Genomic DNA, 17,889 nt, shown 5'->3' on the forward strand with positions numbered 1-17,889 from the left:
GAGCATGAGTACAAATGCCAATCTAGAAGAGTTCTCGTATAACGATAAGATATCGAAAGCTTTTCTTATGGCGACAGTTTTCTGGGGGGCGATTGCACTATTTATGGGTGTCTTTATTGCTTTCCAATTGGCCTATTGGAAACTTAACCTAGGTATAGAATGGACAACTTTTGGCCGTCTAAGACCACTTCACACAAATGCTGCGATTTTTGCATTTGTTGGAAACGGAATGTTTCTGGGAGTTTACTATTCAACTCAAAGATTATGTAAGGCAAGAATCTTTTCAGATTTCTTATCTTGGGTACACTTTTGGGGATGGCAGCTGATTATTGTTTCAGCAGCTTTAACTCTACCTCTAGGGATTACAACAGGGAAAGAGTATGCCGAGCTAGAATGGCCAATTGATATTGCCATTGCAGTTATTTGGGTAGTCTTTGCTGTTAACTTCATTGGTACGCTAGTTAAAAGACGTGAACGTCATATGTATGTGGCCCTTTGGTTCTACATAGCAACAATTGTAACAATTGCTGTTCTTCACATCTTCAACTCTCTTTCTGTTCCAGTAAGTTTTTTAAAGTCTTATCCAATTTATGCTGGTGTACAAGATGCGATTGTTCAATGGTGGTATGGGCACAACGCTGTTGCCTTCTTCCTAACAACTCCGTTCTTAGGGATCATTTACTACTTCTTACCAAAAACTGCTAATCGTCCAATCTATTCATATAGACTTTCGATTATTCACTACTGGTCTCTAGTATTTATTTATATTTGGGCAGGTCCTCACCACCTTCTTTACTCATCTGTTCCAGATTGGGTTCAAACACTTGGTATGACTTTCTCAATTATCCTATGGATGCCTTCATGGGGTGGGATGATCAACTTCCTTCTAACACTAAGAGGTGTTTGGGATAGAGTTAGAACTGAGCCAATCTTAAAGTATTTTGCTACGGCCGTTACTTTCTACGGTATGGCAACTTTTGAAGGTCCACTACTTTCAATTAAATCGGTTAACTACATCGGTCACTTCACTGACTGGGTTGTTGGTCACGTGCACGCTGGTACAATTGGTTGGAACTACATGCTAATTGTTGGTGTTCTATACTACTGTGTTGAAAAACTATGGAAGACAGAATTATATTCTAAGAAAATTGCTAACGCTCAATTTTGGTTAGCAACAATTGGTCTTCTACTTTATATGATGTCAATGTGGGTAGCTGGTATTACTCAAGGATTAATGTGGCGTGCAGTTGATGCTACAGGGAAACTTGTTTACCCTAACTTCATTGAAACTGTAATCAAAGTTATTCCAATGTACTGGGTACGTGCATTTGGTGGTGTATTCGTTCTACTAGGTTTCTTCTTAATGATCTTCAACCTATGGATGACTTATAAGAAATCAAAGTATGTAAACAAAGACAAAGAAGAATCAGAAGAAGTATTTAAAGCGGCACCTATTTCAGCTCACCCTGAAGATGCAAATGCTGAAACTCACAGAAAGCTTGAAGGGCTTCCTGTTACTTTTACTGTTCTAACTTTAGTTGCAATCCTTGTTGGTGGAGCAATTGAAATTATTCCTTCAATGCTTTCAAACAAATTTGTCGAAGTAGACCCTAGAGTAAAACCATACACTCCACTAGAGCTTCTTGGTCGAGATATCTTTGTTAAAGAAGGATGTTACGTTTGTCACTCTCAACAAATTCGTCCAACTGTTTCTGAAAAGCTACGTTATGGAAATCCTTCAACTGCAGCAGAATCTGTATACGATAGACCATTCCAATGGGGATCACGTCGTATCGGTCCAGATCTTGCACGTGTAGGTGGAAAATATAATGATATGTGGCACTACCGTCACATGATTAATCCACGTGAAGTGACAGCAGGCTCAATCATGCCTAACTACGACTGGCTAACTAAGAAGAAAGTTAACTTCAAAATGCTTCCAAAGAAAATGGATGTTATGGTTGCACTAGGAACTCCATATAGTGAAGACGAAGTTTCGAATGCTATTGATCTTGCAATGGAGCAAGCAACTCAAATCACTAAGGGATTAAATGAGTTTGGTGTACCAATGAAGATGCAAGATAAAGAAATCATCGCACTTATTGCGTATCTACAAAGACTTGGAATTGACACAAAAGAAACTAAGTCAGAGGAATAGAGATGAAATCTGAAGTAATGCAAAATATGCCGTGGGAATGGATGCCAGCAGTGTCGCTATTCATTTTTGCGGCCATCTTCTTAGGGGCCTTCTTCTGGTCAATGAGACCGGGCTCAAAAGAGCTTTATGAAGAAGTTGCCAACAATGCACTTTCTGACGGCGAAGCAGTCGTTAATGAAAACAAAGGAAGCAACAATGACTAACGAAAATAATAAATCGAAACAGGAAAATATCGTACTTGAGGATGAGAAAGATCTTGTTATGGATCATGAGTACGATGGTATTCAAGAGCTCAACCACCCGCTTCCAAGTTGGTGGACTGGGGTTTGGGCCCTATCATTCATTTTCTCGATACCTTACTTTATGTACTACGTACTAATGGATGGACCAACACTGTTGGATACATACAAGGTAGAGATGGCTGAAATGCAAAAGATCATCGATGCAGAAGCAGCAAACACTGCCAACTTCGATATTCAAGCATACGACAGCTACGTGGCCACACCTGCTGCAAAAGAGCTTGGTAACACTGTTTTTATTGAAAACTGTGCTGCCTGCCACTTAGATGATGGTGGTGGGGACATCGGTCCAAACTTAACAGATAAACATTGGATTAATATTACTAAACTTGATCCAGAACAAATCTATAAGTTTGTTGTTCATGGTAATGAAGATAAAGGGATGCCTGCTTGGGGAGATATCTTAAGCAAGGAAGACATCATGGCCGTTACTGACCACGTATTAGCACTGCAAGGAACTACTCCTGCAAAAGCGAAAGAGCCACAAGGTGAGCTACTTAGCGAATAAAATTAGAATTTGAAAGAGAAAGAAATGGCAAAGAAATCACAATTTGAATTACACGAATCAAGACTTGGTACAACTGACGACAGTGGACACAGAGTCTTCCTGTTCCCTGAAGAAGTTAAAGGGATCTGGAAAACCAGGCGTGAGATATTCTATTGGTTTCTTATTTTTGTCTATCTAGTCTTGCCGTGGATATATATTCAAGGAGAACAAATGATTCTCCTTAATATCCCGGCCAGAGAATTTTCATTCTTTACATACAAATTTTATGCCCACAATGCGCCTATTTTAATATTTGTGATACTCGGTTTTCTTTTCTTTATCGGGTTTATCACAAGTATTTTTGGGCGCGTTTGGTGTGGTTGGGCATGTCCACAAACAGTCTTCATTTCATCAATTTTCCTCAAGCTCGAGGCCCTAATTGAAGGAAAGCCAAGAGCGAGAAAGAAACTTGCAGAAGGCCCTTGGACAAAAGAGAAACTTATTAAAAAATCTCTTAAGTGGATTGCTTTTCTTGCAGTCTCACTACATATCTCACATACATTTTTGGGATATTTCGTAGGTACTCATCACCTACTATCAATAAGTTTTCAAAACCCAGCTGAGAACTTCACACTATTTACGATCATGCTTCTCATCACAACAATTGTCCTTCTAGACTTTGGTTGGTTTAGAGAGCAATTTTGTATTATCGCTTGTCCATATGGAAGAATGCAGTCTGTAATTATGGATGAGAACTCACTAGCAATTCTTTACGATGAAAGACGTGGAGAACCAAGACGTCAGCCAGGAATGAAACCTGAAGAGCATGGTGATTGTATCAACTGCTATGCTTGTGTAAAGGCCTGTCCAACAGGAATTGATATCAGACGAGGTGTTCAACTAGAATGTATCGCTTGTACAAACTGTATTGATGCATGTGACGACATCATGTTAAAAACGAATCGCCCGACAGGACTCATTCGTTACGACACTCAAAGTAATATTGAAGGAAAAGGGCGCCATATTTTCTCAATTCGAAATATTAGCTACCTAGTTGTTCTAATTGGTCTACTAATTGGATTTGTTTATAGTGTTTCAATGTCACAAGGAATCACAACAACAGTCCTTAGAGGTCCAGGAACACCATTTACAGTAAGTTCACCAACGACAACAAGAAACCACTTTCATATTGTAATTGAACAAAGTGGTGAGATTGTTGAAAGAAATATTGAAATTGCAGTTGAAGGGATTAAAGAAGGCTCTTACGAAATGAAGATGCCCAGAAATCCATTCATCTTCAAATCAAACCACGAAAGGAAAATTGTCTTCATTGTTTTTAATAATGATGTACTAACTAACGGAAGCTTAAAGTTTAATTTCATTATAAAAGATCTCGACACAAATGAAGAGATCATAAAAGAGGCGGTTTTAGTTGGACCAACTAAGTAGTCTGCAGGGAATTTCACCTTACGTAATCATAAGCGCAGGTCTGACAATGGGACTTGTTGCAAATTTCCACTGTGTGGGAATGTGTGGTGGAATTACTATGGCCGTCTCTAAGTCCTTTAGTCAAAATATGTCCTACCAAGTAGGCAGACTATTGGGCTACATGGCCACAGCACTGGTTATTCCGGTGCTTGGCTTTACAATCCTTGATATAAAATCAAATCCATACCTCATGCTCTTTTCAGGGCTAAGTATTGGATTGATCTTAATCTGGATGGGACTTAAAAGACTTTTTAAATTTTCAAATTTCAAATTAGCTCAAATAGTCTCTCAAAAATTACACAATCTAAATGCAAGGCTTTGGCCAAAGATATCAAAGAAAGTAGGAAATAAACCTCACCTCTTTAATTTTTCAATTGGAGGTATTAGTGTTCTACTTCCATGTGGGCTATTATGGGCGATGTTAGCACTTGCAATAAGTGCGGCCTCTCCAACACTTGCGGCACTCTTTGTGTTCTTCTTTTGGCTAGGAACACTACCAGGACTTCTCCTTGGGCCAAGTGCGATTAGGAAAATAAAATTTCCAACTCGTATTCAAGCTGGAGTCCCTTACTTATTTTTAATTATTGGAACTGCCACAATTGTCTATCGTGTGTATATGATGTGGAGTCCAGCGGCAGGAGCGCCAACATGTCACTAAAAAAAATGATCACAAAATTCTTTCAAGACCCAGAATACTATGCATTTAACTTTCTGATCTTTACAGTCATCATCTTATTTCCATGTCTACTAGTTGCTTTAACTATTAAATACTGGTCTTAGTAAACGTATCCAATACATATATTTATGGAATGACTGTGTAGTCAATGCTACCGACTCCACCATTACGACTAGCATCGGCACCAAGACCACCTGATGCGTCAGCTAAACCGAGCCAATTATTCGTTCCACAATTTACATGGATGCGACCACCACCGCCACCTGAACCGCGGAAGCCAGTCGTATTTGATCCACCAATTGTTGATATATTTCCACTACCATCACAAGTAAGGCCCTTTACATAAACCGAACCACCAGCACCAGAGCCACCTGTTGCACCAGAGAGATTTCCGTTAACACCATTTGAATCGACTGCAGCGGAGATATTTACATTAGCATCTGAAACTAACCAGATGACACCACCACCAGCACCACCACTGTAATCTCCCGAGTCATCACTTCCACCACCAGAGCCCGGAGTATTTGGCTCAGTTGCACTACCATATGTAATTCCACTATTGGTACAATAACCATCACCACCGGCACCAGCGTGTCCTCCCGCTCCGGCCGGATTATTTCCACTAGAACAGGCAAGTCCACCTGCCACTCCATATCCATTATGACCAATTCGGCCAGGAAGCTCCCCTTTACCAAGAGAAGAAATAGAAGCATTCACATTAATATCACCAACAGCGTAGACATCAGGAAGACCAGCTTCAACAGCTCCATCAAAAGTGACAACACCACCTGAATGGATTTGAGAAATATCCTTACTTGCAGAAATTAAACTAGAAGTTGCTGTTGAGAAATTCCCACTAATATCAAAACCTACATCAGTATTATTTCCATAAACTCTAAGAGTCATCGCTGTATCAAGAATAAAGTTTCCGGCACCAGTAAAGCTTTGTACACCACCTAGAGTTAGGTCGTTACTAACGGTACAAGTTGAGGCAAAGTCACCTGTTGTACAAATTGAGTCCTGATCCATTAATGATACATAGAATGAACCTTCATCAATTCCACGATCATTATTTTTCATATCAATTGTTCCACCATATTGATAGACACCACTAATGTCTGTCATCGTAATAGCAATTCGACCCGCGCCACCATGTCCACTTGAAGATCCACTTGCAGAACCACCTTGAGCGGCCATTGATCCATTTCCAGTAATTGAACCAGTGTTGATCCAAATTGAACCACCAGAACCACCTGAACCATAGTTTCCTGATATATAAGTACCATTCCCACCATTAGATAAAATAGCGCCCGTAAAATTTGTTAGGTTTGAAATAGAAAACTTAACGGCACCACCACCGTCACCACCGGCAGCATGAGCATGACGTCCACCACCAGAACCGAAATCAGTTGGTGCAGTTTCATCTCCATAAAGACTACCCCAAGTGTTGGCACTATAACCTTGGCCACCAATACTTCCGTAACTAGCAGCACCGCCATGATTATTTCCACCACTAGAGTCTTTACCTCCACCAGGTCCAGATGTACTCGTATAACCTCTTTGTGAAACATCAACTGTTCCTGCAAGATCGAGATTTGTTGCAATAAAATCTGCAAGGTTAACCTTCATCGTGGCACCGGCTTCAATCGTTGCATTTCCAGAAATATCAAAAGTGTACTTGTCACGATTTTGAGATTGAATCGTTGCACCAGATTTTACAAGCAGATCTCCAGTAACGTTAATATTTGTAGCGCTATCATAGAGATAAATATCATTATTTATAGTTAAGTTACCTGCAAAGAGATCACTCGGTAGCCATTTGGCATTGTTAATTTCACAAGTCGTTCCACTTGTTCCAACATCACAGAATTGGTCTAATGTTGTATAAGCTAAATATAAAGTTCCAAAATCACCTGGATGAGTTGAAGTACCAGGCCCATAGTTGAATATTCCAGAAAATGTATTACTTGAAGTAGTGATATCAACTGATAAGCGACCACCTGATCCTGAACCAGCACCACGTCCACCAGAGTTACCACCTTTGGCCTGAATATCTCCTGTACCAGTAAAGCTTGTGTTAGCAGTAATCCAAACGGAACCACCCGCACCACCACCACCAGCGTAAATACTTGCACCTGCACCAGCATTTCCGTCGGCCTTAATCTCACCATCGACATTAACAGTATCAGCAATAATTTTGATGGCACCACCACCATTTCCACCTCGGTAATTTCCAGATGAACCACCACCTGAACCAAAAGTGATTGGAGCAGTTAAGCTACCATATGGACTATTACCACCAGCAGTTGATGTTGCGTTTTCACCATTACCACCATTTCCACCGTGCGCCCCGCCCCCAGCTTCATCATTACTATTTGTGAGTCCAGGCGATGGCCCAAAACCTTCTTCAAGGCGATTTCTAGAACCATAGTAACCGAGTCCAACAGCACTTATTAGGCCACCAGATTGAAGATCAAAAGCAGATGTTTCAAGAAGAGATAGGTTCGCATTAATTGATGATCCATTCGCAATTGTTATGGCCGTGTCGGCCGCAATTGAAATCGATCGAAGATATTCTGTATAAGAAATACTTGAGCCAGCTTGAAGGCTTAGACTTCCAGTTAAATCGATTGAGAAATTTCCATTATGGCCTTGAATTGCAAGCCCTGCACTTGGAGATAGAATAAGATTCGCACCAGTAAGAGAAATATTATTTCCTAATGGCTTAGTTGCAGCAATTGTACAAGTAGTTGCAAAATTACCACTATCACAAATAGCATCATTAGTTGAAAGTCCTAAGTGAAATGTTCCAGGGCCTCCGTGCTTACTACTAGAGCCACCATTAGTATTAACAACACCTGTTAGGTTATAGTTGCTACCTGCAAGTTCAATTGAAAGCCTTCCACCAGAACCACTACCACTTCCGTAGTAATACAATTTACCTTCACCACCAGAAACAAGAATATTTCCACTACCAATAATTGAATTGGCCGCTTGAATCCAAACAGAACCTCCGGCACCACCACCTGAAGCATAAATAGAAGTAGTTGCTCCGTCATTTCCTTGTGCCAGGATATTACCATTTAGAATAATATCGTTGGCCACAATCTTAATGGCCCCACCACCATTACCACCAGAAATATTCTTAGAAGCTCCACCACCTGAACCATAGTCAACAGGATTAGTTTCACTACCATATGGAGATTGTCCACCTAGCGTTGCTGCGCCTTCTCCGTTTCCACCAACAGAGGCGTGAGCACCACCACCAGCTTCATCTGTATTATTTGAAAGTCCAGGAGAGATCCCAAATCCTTCTTGATAACCAAGACCGGCACCACGATAACCAAGCCCTTTTGCATTGAGGCTTGATCCTGCTTGAAGTTCAAGTGTTTGGGCCTCAAGATTTGTGAGATTAGCTAGAACCATTGCATTTGCTTCTAATGTCACATTTCCATCTGCAAGCAGTTCAATACCACGAGCATTGGCAATATATGTAATACGAGAATTTGGCTTAAGAGTTAAGTTACCAGTTAGATCAACTGCGATACCAGGGTTAAGGCCATCAACAGAAAGCGAGACACTATCTGCGATCTCTAAGTTATTTGCAGTAATCGTATAGTTTGCACCAATCGTCTTATTTTCATTTATATAACAAGTTGAAACCAGATCACCACTATCACAAATTGAAGAAGGATTTCCTAGAGCTAAATAAAATGTTCCATCTGCGGCCCTTTTCTTTCCAATACCACCTGACGTAAAAACATTTCCAGAGAAGTCATAAGAAGAACCATTATACTCAATGGCAATTCGGCCACCAGAACCACTTCCTGCACCAAAGCTATAAACCTTACCAGCACCACCAGCAGCAGTAATCATCCCCGATCCAGTAAAAGAATTGCTTACTTGAAGCCAGATTGAACCACCAGCTCCACCACCTGCCGCATAGATTGAGCCAGAAGCACCGTCTGTACCATTGGCCGTTAATGAGCCATTAACCGTTAGATTATCTGTAATAATTTTAATGGCACCACCACCATCTCCACCATCGTAACCATTTGATGCCCCAGCACTAGAACCATATTCAATTGGAGCACTAGCTACACCGTAGATAACGCTACCACCAGCTGTTGAAGCATTCTCTCCGTTTTCTCCAACAGAAGCGTGGCCTCCACCACCTGATTCGTCAGTACCATTGCCTAAACCTGCAGATGGCCCCTTCCCATCAGCACCACCATCACGTCCACCAGTGTATCCTCGACCATCTAGATTAATCGCACCACCAGTTTGGATATCAATAGATGTGGCCGTAAGTTCTGTTATATTGGCCGCAAGTGTTGCGCCAGATTCAATCACAAGATTACTTCCAATATTAAGTTCAATACTTGTAGCATCAGGAGTTTGAACAAGAGCACCACTTTGAAGAGTTAAGTTTCCTAAAATCGTATAAGTTACATTGGCCATGAGTGTTTGAGTATCATTGATATAACACGTTGTTAGAACATCACCGCCACCACTACAATTTGGATAAATATTTGGGATATTTACATAGGCCGTTCCCTCTGCAACTCCACGTCCAGCAAGGTGGCTAACATTTGCATTAACAGTTGCCTGATTTGCAATAATAGAAATTCGTCCTCCAGCACCATTGGCAGCGGAGTTGGTATGACCAGAAGTTCCACCAGTTGCCGTTAGTGTTGCAGCTAAAATTAAGTTATCAGCAGTTAGCCAAATTGAACCACCTGCACCACCACCTGAGATATCACTATTTTCTTGGCCATTGCCACCATTAGCAGAAATTGTTCCAGAAATTTCTAAAGTATTTGTAACGCTTAACTTAACGGCACCACCACCGCTTCCACCAATACGTGAACCACCAGCACCTCCACCTGAACCATAATCGACAGGAGCACTGATTGAACCATATGCAGGAGCACCGGCCGTCCCTGCGTTACCATTGAAACCATCTGTAGCATGACCACCGCCACCACCATTATCATCTGTTCCAATACCGCCAGCAGGTCCTCCACCATTGCCCATAGCACGACCACCAAAGTAGCCTTTACTATTTACATTAATGGTACCAGTGATCGTTGCATTAGAAATAGTTGAATCTGAAATATTAGCGTTTAGCGTTCCGGCCATATTAAAATTATTAGCAACAATATTACTAATGGCCGTCATTGCATCCATTGATAAAAGCCCACCAGTAGCAATTGTGAAATCTCCGCCAGCATTATTAAAAGTGAAGTCAGAGTCAAGGCCCTTAACACTTACGTTTCCGGTTGTATCAATTGTTAAATTTCCGCTTGTGAGATTTATGTCACCACCGATAACTTTAGAAGTATTGATAATACATGTTGAAGAAAAATTTCCACTATCACAAAGTTGGTCATTGCTTGTAAGACCTAAATAGAAGCTACCATCTGATGCGCGAGTACCGACACTTCCGCCAGAAACACCAATGGTTCCATTAAATGTATAAACACCAGTGTTTTGATAAATTGCTACTCGTCCAGCTGCTCCAGCACCTGTCCCTTGTGCACCATCGATTGCACCAGCAGATCCACCATTAACAGAAACACTACCGCCACCAGTAATTGTATTTTGAGAAATAATCCATAGCGACCCACCAGAGCCACCAGCTCCTTGGTCACAACAAGTTTGAACACCTGCTCCACCTTGAGCAAGTATATTTCCATCAATATTTAAATTTGTTGTTATTATTTTTACGACACCACCACCGGCACCACCTGATTGATCATCACCAGCACCACCGCCAGAACCGAAATCAACAGGTTCAGTTCTTGAACCATAAACAGTTGTCCCACCACTTGAGCGGCCATCTCCACCAGCTCCAGCGTGTCCAGCACCACCTGGATCAGCACTTGTATTTGAATGTCCTAGACCACCTGAAGGCCCACTTCCATTTGCAGCACCACTTGCTCCACCAGCATAACCTTTACTTGAAACATCAATACTTGCACCTGCCTGGATATCAAGAGTAGTTGTACTTAGAAGAGTTAGGTTTGCAGAAATTTTTCCACCAGATTCAATTGTGACATTTCCATCAACTTGCATAATTATTTTTTCAAGAGCATTTGAAGAGATGTCTCCACCACTTTGAATAACGAGATTACCTGGAATATAAATGACTGTTGAATCCGCCATTGTTTGTAGATCATTTACATAACAAGTTGTGTTTACATCTCCTCCACCTGAACAAACAAGGCCAGTTCCAGATGAAGCGATTGCTGCTGTTGTGAATGTCTGGGCCTGCTGCCCGATCGTATTATTTGAAGTATCAATATAACAAACCGTTAAACTATATTGAGTCGAAGGATTAAGTGACGATATATTTTGAGTTAAGTTTGTATTACCAAAGTCAATTCCTGCAGAACAATCACTAGGGGCAATTGCTCCCGTCACAAGGTGATACTTATATGTTTGTAGATTTGTTGTATTGATAACAGCGTAGCTTAAAGCAATATCATAACTATTAATTGTATCGAGATTTAGTGAGTGTAAGTAGCTGGAAGTTTTTGAGAAGTTTTTAGATTCAGCACTTGAGGTATTTCCGGCACTATCAGTAACTGTTGCACTTACGGTTACAGCTCCATCTGCTTGAGAGCTAAAATCAAAGGTATCGCTCCAATTGCCTCCTGTACATGCAGTTGTCTTGGTTACGACATTTCCACTTAAAGTCACGCTACCATCTTCTGTACACGTTCCTGATAATGTAGCACTTGGGCCAAAGACTTCACCTGCTGTGTTTGTAATAGTCACACTTGGAATTGAAGTATCATAATTTATTGTCGCACTAATGGGATTATCATTAATATACTCACCAGTTGTAGCGGTCCAAATATAAACAGTTCTTGATCCATCTGCTCCTGCTGAAAAGGTAAAATCAGTAGGCTCAGTCGTCACCCAACTACCGTCACTACAAGTAGAAGTATCCGCTGGCTTTGTAGACTGTGATTCAGATAAACACCACATCGTTGCATAAGTATCATTACCAATGCTAAGGCCTACTGATAAATCATTTGAGTCACTCGTTGCCATCGTGATTGTAGGATCTGGCATCGAAACATTTTTTGTCAGAGTAATCGTTTCTTGAGCAGAGGAGTTTCCAGCGCTATCAGTATAGACAACATCAAAATCGAGACTGCCATTAGGGATTGCTGATGTATCGACATCAACGCTCCAACTCCCACCAGAACAAGTAGTTGTTGCTGTTATTGCATTTGATAAATGAACTTCACCACCATCTTCACTACAAGTTCCCGCTAAAGTAAAATTCGTTTGATTCGTTTCATCAATAACAGTAGCGGGAGGAGTTGTGATTGCAGTAGATGGTGCTACGGTATCAACTTCAATGGTTCCAATAATAGGATCTTCTGAAACTTCATCACCACTATTTGCTGTCCAAACATACAGGTCGCGACTACCTTCTCCAGGAGAAAATGTATAAGTCGCAGGAGGGGCAGGTGTCCACGCTCCTCCGTTACAAGTTAGTGTATCTGTAGGCTGAGTTGTCTGAGATTCTGAAACACAATACTTTGTAGCGCCACTTGTGTTGGTGATATTAAGCCCAACAGTTAAGTCATTACTAATTTCGGGGCTACTAGAGTCTGAATCCAATAAAGAAACTGTCGGAATTGTGATTGCTCCATCACCAACGATAGAGTACTTAATTTTCGAACAGGAGCTAAAAGCTATTGCTAATAGAAGGAGAAAAACGTGCATCGATATCAAACCTGTTAAATAATTTTACTTACTCAAACAAGTTTATCGACATAAAGTTAATTTTCTTAACAATTTTTAGTATTTAGCAGAATAAACTCAAGAAGCCATTCATAAAGTCCTGTAATATTAAGCTCTTACAAAACTACTCTATTGAGAAGTGAAATTCTTGCCATGGCCTTGATTTGACATGGCGTAATTCCAAACTGCCAACTTCGAAGGCCAGCTAAACTACTTACACTCTCGCATGCGCTGAAGTAGTTCACTATCCTGTTCTTGAATTCGAGGTCTTAAATACTCAACAATTGAAGAGTTTTCTTGAAGGATACGAACTAAGCGACATAGAAAGACATTATCTTCTGGGCTCTCAACAATTGACCAGCCATCAACGACATTATTTGTTTCATAGAAAAATTTAAAAAAGAGTTCTTTGTACTCAAGTTTTACATTCTTTCCGGCCTGAGCAATTAATTGTTCGCCAAGCGCTTTATCATGAACAGAAAATCCCCACGTCAGTCGATCACCACTTCCAAGATCTAGCGTTCCTTCATAAGTTTTAAAGAAGACACCTTTCTTTGTGATTCGCACTAATTTACCCGAGCGAGTCCCATCAGACTTTGGATAATTTAAAATTCCCCAACCTAGAAGACCTGCAATAATTGCGAGAATAAAAAGTGTGAAATAGATTTTCTTCTTCAAATGAACAACCTCGTTAAATAATTGATAGCTCTATTGTAGCCATTTACATCCTTAGTTGTAAAAAACTTAATATTATTAACGCATCTTTATACCTCTTAAGTTTGATCTAGCGTCTGTGTGCGTTAAATTTCAACAAAGCCAATGAGCGAGGTTAAATGTGTTCGACTTCATCGATTTAACAGATACCCAGGCCGTTATTCCAATTCTAGGCCTGTGCCTTCTGTTATGTCTTGTGGTAGCACGTTTTACTAAATTTATAGGAATCCCTAAGGTCAGTGGTTTTATTATGCTAGGGATTATTCTAGGGCCATATGTCACAGGCCTAATCACTCACGAATTTCTTGAAAAAACTAATTATCTTTCTGACCTTGCTCTAGGCCTTATTCTCTTTAATATTGGCGGGGAATTTAATAAGTATCTCTTAAGGCGCTTAAGCAATGAAATAATTAAAGAAACTCACCTTAAAGTTTTTCTGATGTTCTTGATTAGCAGTGTTCTCTTTGCCACTTGTCTTGCTATCTTTACCGGACTCTCCTTTACAAATATTTTTATAATATCCTCAATGCTTGGAATTATAAGTATCGAAGCGGCTCCCCCTACAACAGTACTAGTAATGAAAGAATACAACACACATGGCCCAATTACTGATGCTATCATGATTCACTTGGCCGTAGTCACTGGACTAACAATTGTTGGGAGTTTATTTTTGACTTCAATTTTTGAAGCAACAGACCTGTGGCCTTCCTCTGCCTCTGCTTATCAGTCACTACTTTCCATGGCCAAAGAAGTGATCGGATCAATTGCAGTAGGAGTTGTACTGGGACTTCTTCTTACTTGGCTTGAAAATTTTGAGAATAAGATTGGTAACTTTCTCTTTTCCATCATAACAATGATTCTCTTTGCTCAAACACTCGCTTATTTCTTAAAGTTGAATGTACTCTTGATATCGTTAGTTTTAGGTTTTACTGTCACCCAAGCTTCTTCAAAAGGTCGCCTCATTCATACGACAGTTAGAGATATTGGAAGTTCACTCTATGCCATTTTCTTTGTCTTTGCTGGCACCCATATCAATATTGCAGGGCTTATATCTGATGACGCACTCTTTGTGATCATGTACATCGTCATTCGAACACTATCTATTTTTGTGGCCCATCGCTTCTTTGCAAAGCGAGTAAAAAGCAATGATTACAGTATGTTAGGTCATTGCCTCTATTCACATGCTGGTACGGCCATAGCTATTGCCATGACCATTCAAAAAATCCCCCATATCACAAGTGGTATAATCTTTCAGACCATCATTTCCAGTATATTCATCTTTGAAATTGCAGGGCCACTTATCCTCAAAGAGGCCCTTAAACGCAGTGGAGAGGTCTCTTTAGAGTCCCTGAGTGATGGGCAGTATAGTTATGGACAGGATCGCCGATCAATCTTCAAAATCACCAAAGACTTTATATCGAACAGTCTGTCAGGACTAAAAAAATAGTTTTGTCAGGATTAACAACCTGAGTTAAGATGCACATATGGATACGACAATTGCAAATAATGAAAAAAACGATGTGGAAACATCGACTAAAGATATAGCTGAACAAGTTTCACAAGAAGAAAACGATACAAAAGAAGAGATAACGAAAACGAGAAAAGACCTACATATGCCACGTAGGATTTTCCACTTTTCGATGGGCCTTATTGCGGGAATGATCTATAAGCATTTTCTTACTCACGCCCAAGCTGTTCACATCCTTGGTATTGCTACATGTGTATTCTATATTCTTGAACAGATAAGAATTAACTATCCAGAAAATAAATTAATGAAGCTAGGTAGCCGCTACCTTTTACGTGCAGAGGAACAACTTAAAGAGTCAGCTTCCATGCCGTATCTTATGGGCCTACTTCTTACAATCTTAACTTTTCCAAAAACGATTTCACTAGTGGCCGTCTTCACTCTTGCTGTTTGTGACCCATTAAGCGCAATCATTGGAATTCGTTTTGGTAAAACTAAATTAAAAGCGAATCGCTCCCTTGAGGGAACTTTGGCCTTCTTAATTGCCACACTTGCCATTCACCTAATGGTACTTATAAATGTCCATGAGTTTAATATAAAGATAGCACTCGTTTCAATCTTCAGCTCTCTTGTGGTAACAGCAGTAGACTTTATGGATTTTAAAATTGATGACAACCTAACGATTCCACTTTCAACAGCTGGAGCGCTTTGGTTATTTATGGCAATTTTTCTTTAGAAAGATAAATAGAAAGATAAATAGAAAGATAAGTAGAAAACTACTAGAAGAACTTTAAAAATTTCTTCTTCTTTATTTGCACGCGACGATAGAAAGCTTCATTCTTAGCCTCGTGCTTCACTTCCACTAGTCCTTCTCTAATAAACTCATTGAGATAGGCTTCGAGGACTTCCATATTTACATCATCAAGAAGGCTTAGATCTTCACTCTTTATTGAAATGAGAAGATTTTCCATATTCATCCATTCAAAGAATGATATATTCTCCAGAATAATCTCTTTTGCTAAATCGATTTCATCGTCCTTGAATGTATGCTGCATTTTAGAATTCACTTTTAAATTCTCCTCGCTCCATCTATTATAAAACATATGGAAAATAATACTAGTCGAACAAATGTTGGTACAAATCTCCCGATTGATTCTATTGAAGTCGGCAATCCTAAAGCGCAAAAAACTCTTTTAGTCCTACATGGTTTTGCCCAAAACAATGAACAAATAAAAGAAAATATTGTCGATAAATTTTCATCAGAGATTATACAGAACTTTCGTATTCTTATTCCAAATGGGATTTTTCCAATTCCTAAGATTAGACCTAAAGAAATTACTTATCGCTATAGTTGGTATTTCTACGACCACACAAGACAGAAATATTATATTGATATGAGTACACCAATCCAGGCCCTTGGAAACTATCTTAAGGCCAACGCAATTGACTTTAAGGATGTCATAATTATTGGATACTCTCAGGGAGGCTACCTTGCGCCAATTATGGCAAGCTACCTACCCGGAATAAATGCTTCAATTGCAATTAATGCAAATACAAGAGTTGATAAGCTTGGAGAAAACTTAAGCTTTAATCATCTTTCAGTACATAATGAAGGTGACCCCGTTGTTGAATTTCAAAACTCTCATAATAGCTTTATTGAACTTAAAAAGAAGATCTCTAATGCTCAATATGTAAGCTTTAAAATTAACTCTCACGAAATTGCGCCTGAGAATATTAGTGCTATTGAGACCTTCTTATTAGAAATCAAATAGTAACTTTAAGAACTCTTTTCGTGAATTAATATCAACGGCACGAGATGTATTGAAGACAACGTGCCCTTCTCCCTTATGAAATTTAATATCCCACATGGCCTGTGATGAATATGGAAGAATACTGTAGCGTGAATCCACAATTGTATTATCTTGGCCCCAATGCAGATAACCGCTAGTGAAGCTTCTAAACCTCTCATAGTCATAAGGAAACTTCTGAGACTTATAGTGCTTTAAAAGGTTTTTAATTTCATTTTCTTTAACAATCGATGCACTCTCACTTTTTGGATAAAGCTTAATCTTACCAAAAGGAATACTTTTAACAGCATAAAACTTTGCTTGATCTTGATCGACGACAATTCCTCGCCATATGACATTATTAAAAATTGTCGGCTTAATCATCTGCCTTTGTGTTTGTTCATTAATAAGGCCCTTAGACGTTAGGAAATTAGTAACTCGCTCACGTTGATAAAAACCAAGTGACATAAAAGCAATGACATAAATAATGGCGGCATCATTAAATTTTAAATTCTTTGTTCGAAGGCAAAGAATAACAAGAATAACGAGCGGGATAGTACAAAGTGGATCAATGACAGCAACGGTATTTAGCGCCACTCTTGTTGAAGAAAGTGGCCAAAAAAGCTGAGTTCCATAATTTGTGAATGAATCAAGAAGCCCATGAGTTGCATAGGCACAAAACGTATAAAGATAACTTCTTTTCACAGGCACACGAAATAGTTTAAGAAATAAACTAACGATTAAGGCCCCTATTGGTATAAAGAAGAGAGAGTGAGTGAAATGCCTGTGAAACTGAACATGAAATAGAGGATCAGAGGATGAACGAATTAAGACATCTAGGTCAGCGGCCATCCCAGCAAGAGCACCCCATAGAGCTATCACCTTTAAACTAGGCGTTTCTTTAGATTCATTAGAGTCATTAGAGTCACTACTATCTTTTGTTTTTTGACGCATTTTTGCTTTAACTTTGGCCGCTCCAAGAGATGCCATCGAACCGAGCACTGCCTGTGATAATGGGTCCACTAAAATCCTCACTTTATGTATTCACCAA

The 17,889-nt window shown here is 39.8% G+C and carries 13 protein-coding genes; 9 read left to right on the forward strand and 4 right to left on the reverse strand.

Annotation, left to right across the window (positions count from 1 at the left end):
- Positions 1-4: 4 nt before the first annotated feature.
- From ccoN to C0Z22_RS16320, 6 genes are read left to right on the forward strand one after another with little or no spacing between them, the layout of a single operon-like run.
- A complete protein-coding gene (gene ccoN, locus C0Z22_RS06175; RefSeq protein WP_103217575.1) occupies positions 5-2,158 on the forward strand; it encodes a cytochrome-c oxidase, cbb3-type subunit I in 2,154 nt (717 codons plus the stop codon).
- Between the two features lie 2 nt (positions 2,159-2,160).
- Positions 2,161-2,361, forward strand: a complete 201-nt coding sequence (locus C0Z22_RS06180) for a cbb3-type cytochrome c oxidase subunit 3 (RefSeq protein WP_021267131.1) — start codon at positions 2,161-2,163, stop codon at positions 2,359-2,361.
- Positions 2,354-2,965 (forward strand): cbb3-type cytochrome c oxidase N-terminal domain-containing protein, encoded by a 612-nt coding sequence (locus C0Z22_RS06185; RefSeq protein WP_158246832.1) that lies wholly within the window; start codon positions 2,354-2,356, stop codon positions 2,963-2,965. The genes C0Z22_RS06180 and C0Z22_RS06185 overlap by 8 nt, the downstream gene beginning before the upstream one ends.
- Before the next feature lie 9 nt (positions 2,966-2,974).
- Positions 2,975-4,393 (forward strand): cytochrome c oxidase accessory protein CcoG, encoded by a 1,419-nt coding sequence (gene ccoG / locus C0Z22_RS06190; RefSeq protein WP_158246833.1) that lies wholly within the window; start codon positions 2,975-2,977, stop codon positions 4,391-4,393.
- On the forward strand, positions 4,377-5,090 hold the full coding sequence (locus tag C0Z22_RS06195; RefSeq protein WP_146037819.1) for a sulfite exporter TauE/SafE family protein: 714 nt from the start codon (positions 4,377-4,379) through the stop codon (positions 5,088-5,090). Before ccoG ends, C0Z22_RS06195 begins: the two co-directional genes overlap by 17 nt.
- Positions 5,081-5,212 (forward strand): hypothetical protein, encoded by a 132-nt coding sequence (locus C0Z22_RS16320; RefSeq protein ID WP_255407611.1) that lies wholly within the window; start codon positions 5,081-5,083, stop codon positions 5,210-5,212. Before C0Z22_RS06195 ends, C0Z22_RS16320 begins: the two co-directional genes overlap by 10 nt.
- A 22-nt stretch (positions 5,213-5,234) precedes the next feature.
- Here C0Z22_RS16320 and C0Z22_RS06200 read toward each other — a convergent pair whose 3' ends face one another.
- Together C0Z22_RS06200 and C0Z22_RS06205 are read right to left on the reverse strand one after the other, a co-directional pair.
- Complete coding sequence (locus tag C0Z22_RS06200) at positions 5,235-12,854, reverse strand: hypothetical protein (protein WP_103217472.1); 7,620 nt, start codon at positions 12,852-12,854, stop codon at positions 5,235-5,237.
- 228 nt (positions 12,855-13,082) lie between these two features.
- On the reverse strand, positions 13,083-13,550 hold the full coding sequence (locus C0Z22_RS06205) for a hypothetical protein (protein WP_103217473.1): 468 nt from the start codon (positions 13,548-13,550) through the stop codon (positions 13,083-13,085).
- A gap of 157 nt (positions 13,551-13,707) precedes the next feature.
- On the opposite strand from C0Z22_RS06205, the gene C0Z22_RS06210 reads away from it, so the two are divergent.
- Both C0Z22_RS06210 and C0Z22_RS06215 read left to right on the forward strand, forming a co-directional pair.
- On the forward strand, positions 13,708-15,033 hold the full coding sequence (locus C0Z22_RS06210) for a cation:proton antiporter (RefSeq protein ID WP_103217474.1): 1,326 nt from the start codon (positions 13,708-13,710) through the stop codon (positions 15,031-15,033).
- Between the two features lie 37 nt (positions 15,034-15,070).
- Positions 15,071-15,787 carry a diacylglycerol/polyprenol kinase family protein gene (locus tag C0Z22_RS06215; protein WP_103217475.1) on the forward strand — a complete coding sequence of 239 codons (717 nt, stop codon included), beginning with the start codon at positions 15,071-15,073 and terminating at the stop codon, positions 15,785-15,787.
- Between the two features lie 43 nt (positions 15,788-15,830).
- On the opposite strand, the gene C0Z22_RS06220 is transcribed toward C0Z22_RS06215, so the two are convergent.
- Positions 15,831-16,118, reverse strand: coding sequence for a hypothetical protein (locus C0Z22_RS06220; RefSeq protein WP_146037820.1), 288 nt, complete (start codon positions 16,116-16,118; stop codon positions 15,831-15,833).
- 36 nt (positions 16,119-16,154) lie between these two features.
- On the opposite strand from C0Z22_RS06220, the gene C0Z22_RS06225 reads away from it, so the two are divergent.
- On the forward strand, positions 16,155-16,823 hold the full coding sequence (locus tag C0Z22_RS06225; protein WP_103217477.1) for an acyl-CoA thioester hydrolase/BAAT C-terminal domain-containing protein: 669 nt from the start codon (positions 16,155-16,157) through the stop codon (positions 16,821-16,823).
- On the opposite strand, the gene C0Z22_RS06230 is transcribed toward C0Z22_RS06225, so the two are convergent.
- Positions 16,809-17,861 carry a metal-dependent hydrolase gene (locus C0Z22_RS06230; protein WP_103217478.1) on the reverse strand — a complete coding sequence of 351 codons (1,053 nt, stop codon included), beginning with the start codon at positions 17,859-17,861 and terminating at the stop codon, positions 16,809-16,811. The two genes, C0Z22_RS06225 and C0Z22_RS06230, sit on opposite strands and share 15 nt — an antisense overlap.
- Positions 17,862-17,889 lie beyond the last annotated feature (28 nt).

Origin of the sequence: Halobacteriovorax sp. DA5 (genome assembly GCF_002903145.1) — a bacterium.
Lineage (GTDB): Bacteria > Bdellovibrionota > Bacteriovoracia > Bacteriovoracales > Bacteriovoracaceae > Halobacteriovorax_A.

Coding starts and splice junctions, on each gene's coding strand:
- ccoN (WP_103217575.1), top strand. CDS start 5: ATGAGTACAAATGCCAATCTAGAAGAGTTCTCGTATAACGATAAGATA.
- C0Z22_RS06180 (WP_021267131.1), top strand. CDS start 2,161: ATGAAATCTGAAGTAATGCAAAATATGCCGTGGGAATGGATGCCAGCA.
- C0Z22_RS06185 (WP_158246832.1), top strand. CDS start 2,354: ATGACTAACGAAAATAATAAATCGAAACAGGAAAATATCGTACTTGAG.
- C0Z22_RS16320 (WP_255407611.1), top strand. CDS start 5,081: ATGTCACTAAAAAAAATGATCACAAAATTCTTTCAAGACCCAGAATAC.
- C0Z22_RS06200 (WP_103217472.1), bottom strand. CDS start 12,854: ATGCACGTTTTTCTCCTTCTATTAGCAATAGCTTTTAGCTCCTGTTCG.
- C0Z22_RS06215 (WP_103217475.1), top strand. CDS start 15,071: ATGGATACGACAATTGCAAATAATGAAAAAAACGATGTGGAAACATCG.
- C0Z22_RS06225 (WP_103217477.1), top strand. CDS start 16,155: ATGGAAAATAATACTAGTCGAACAAATGTTGGTACAAATCTCCCGATT.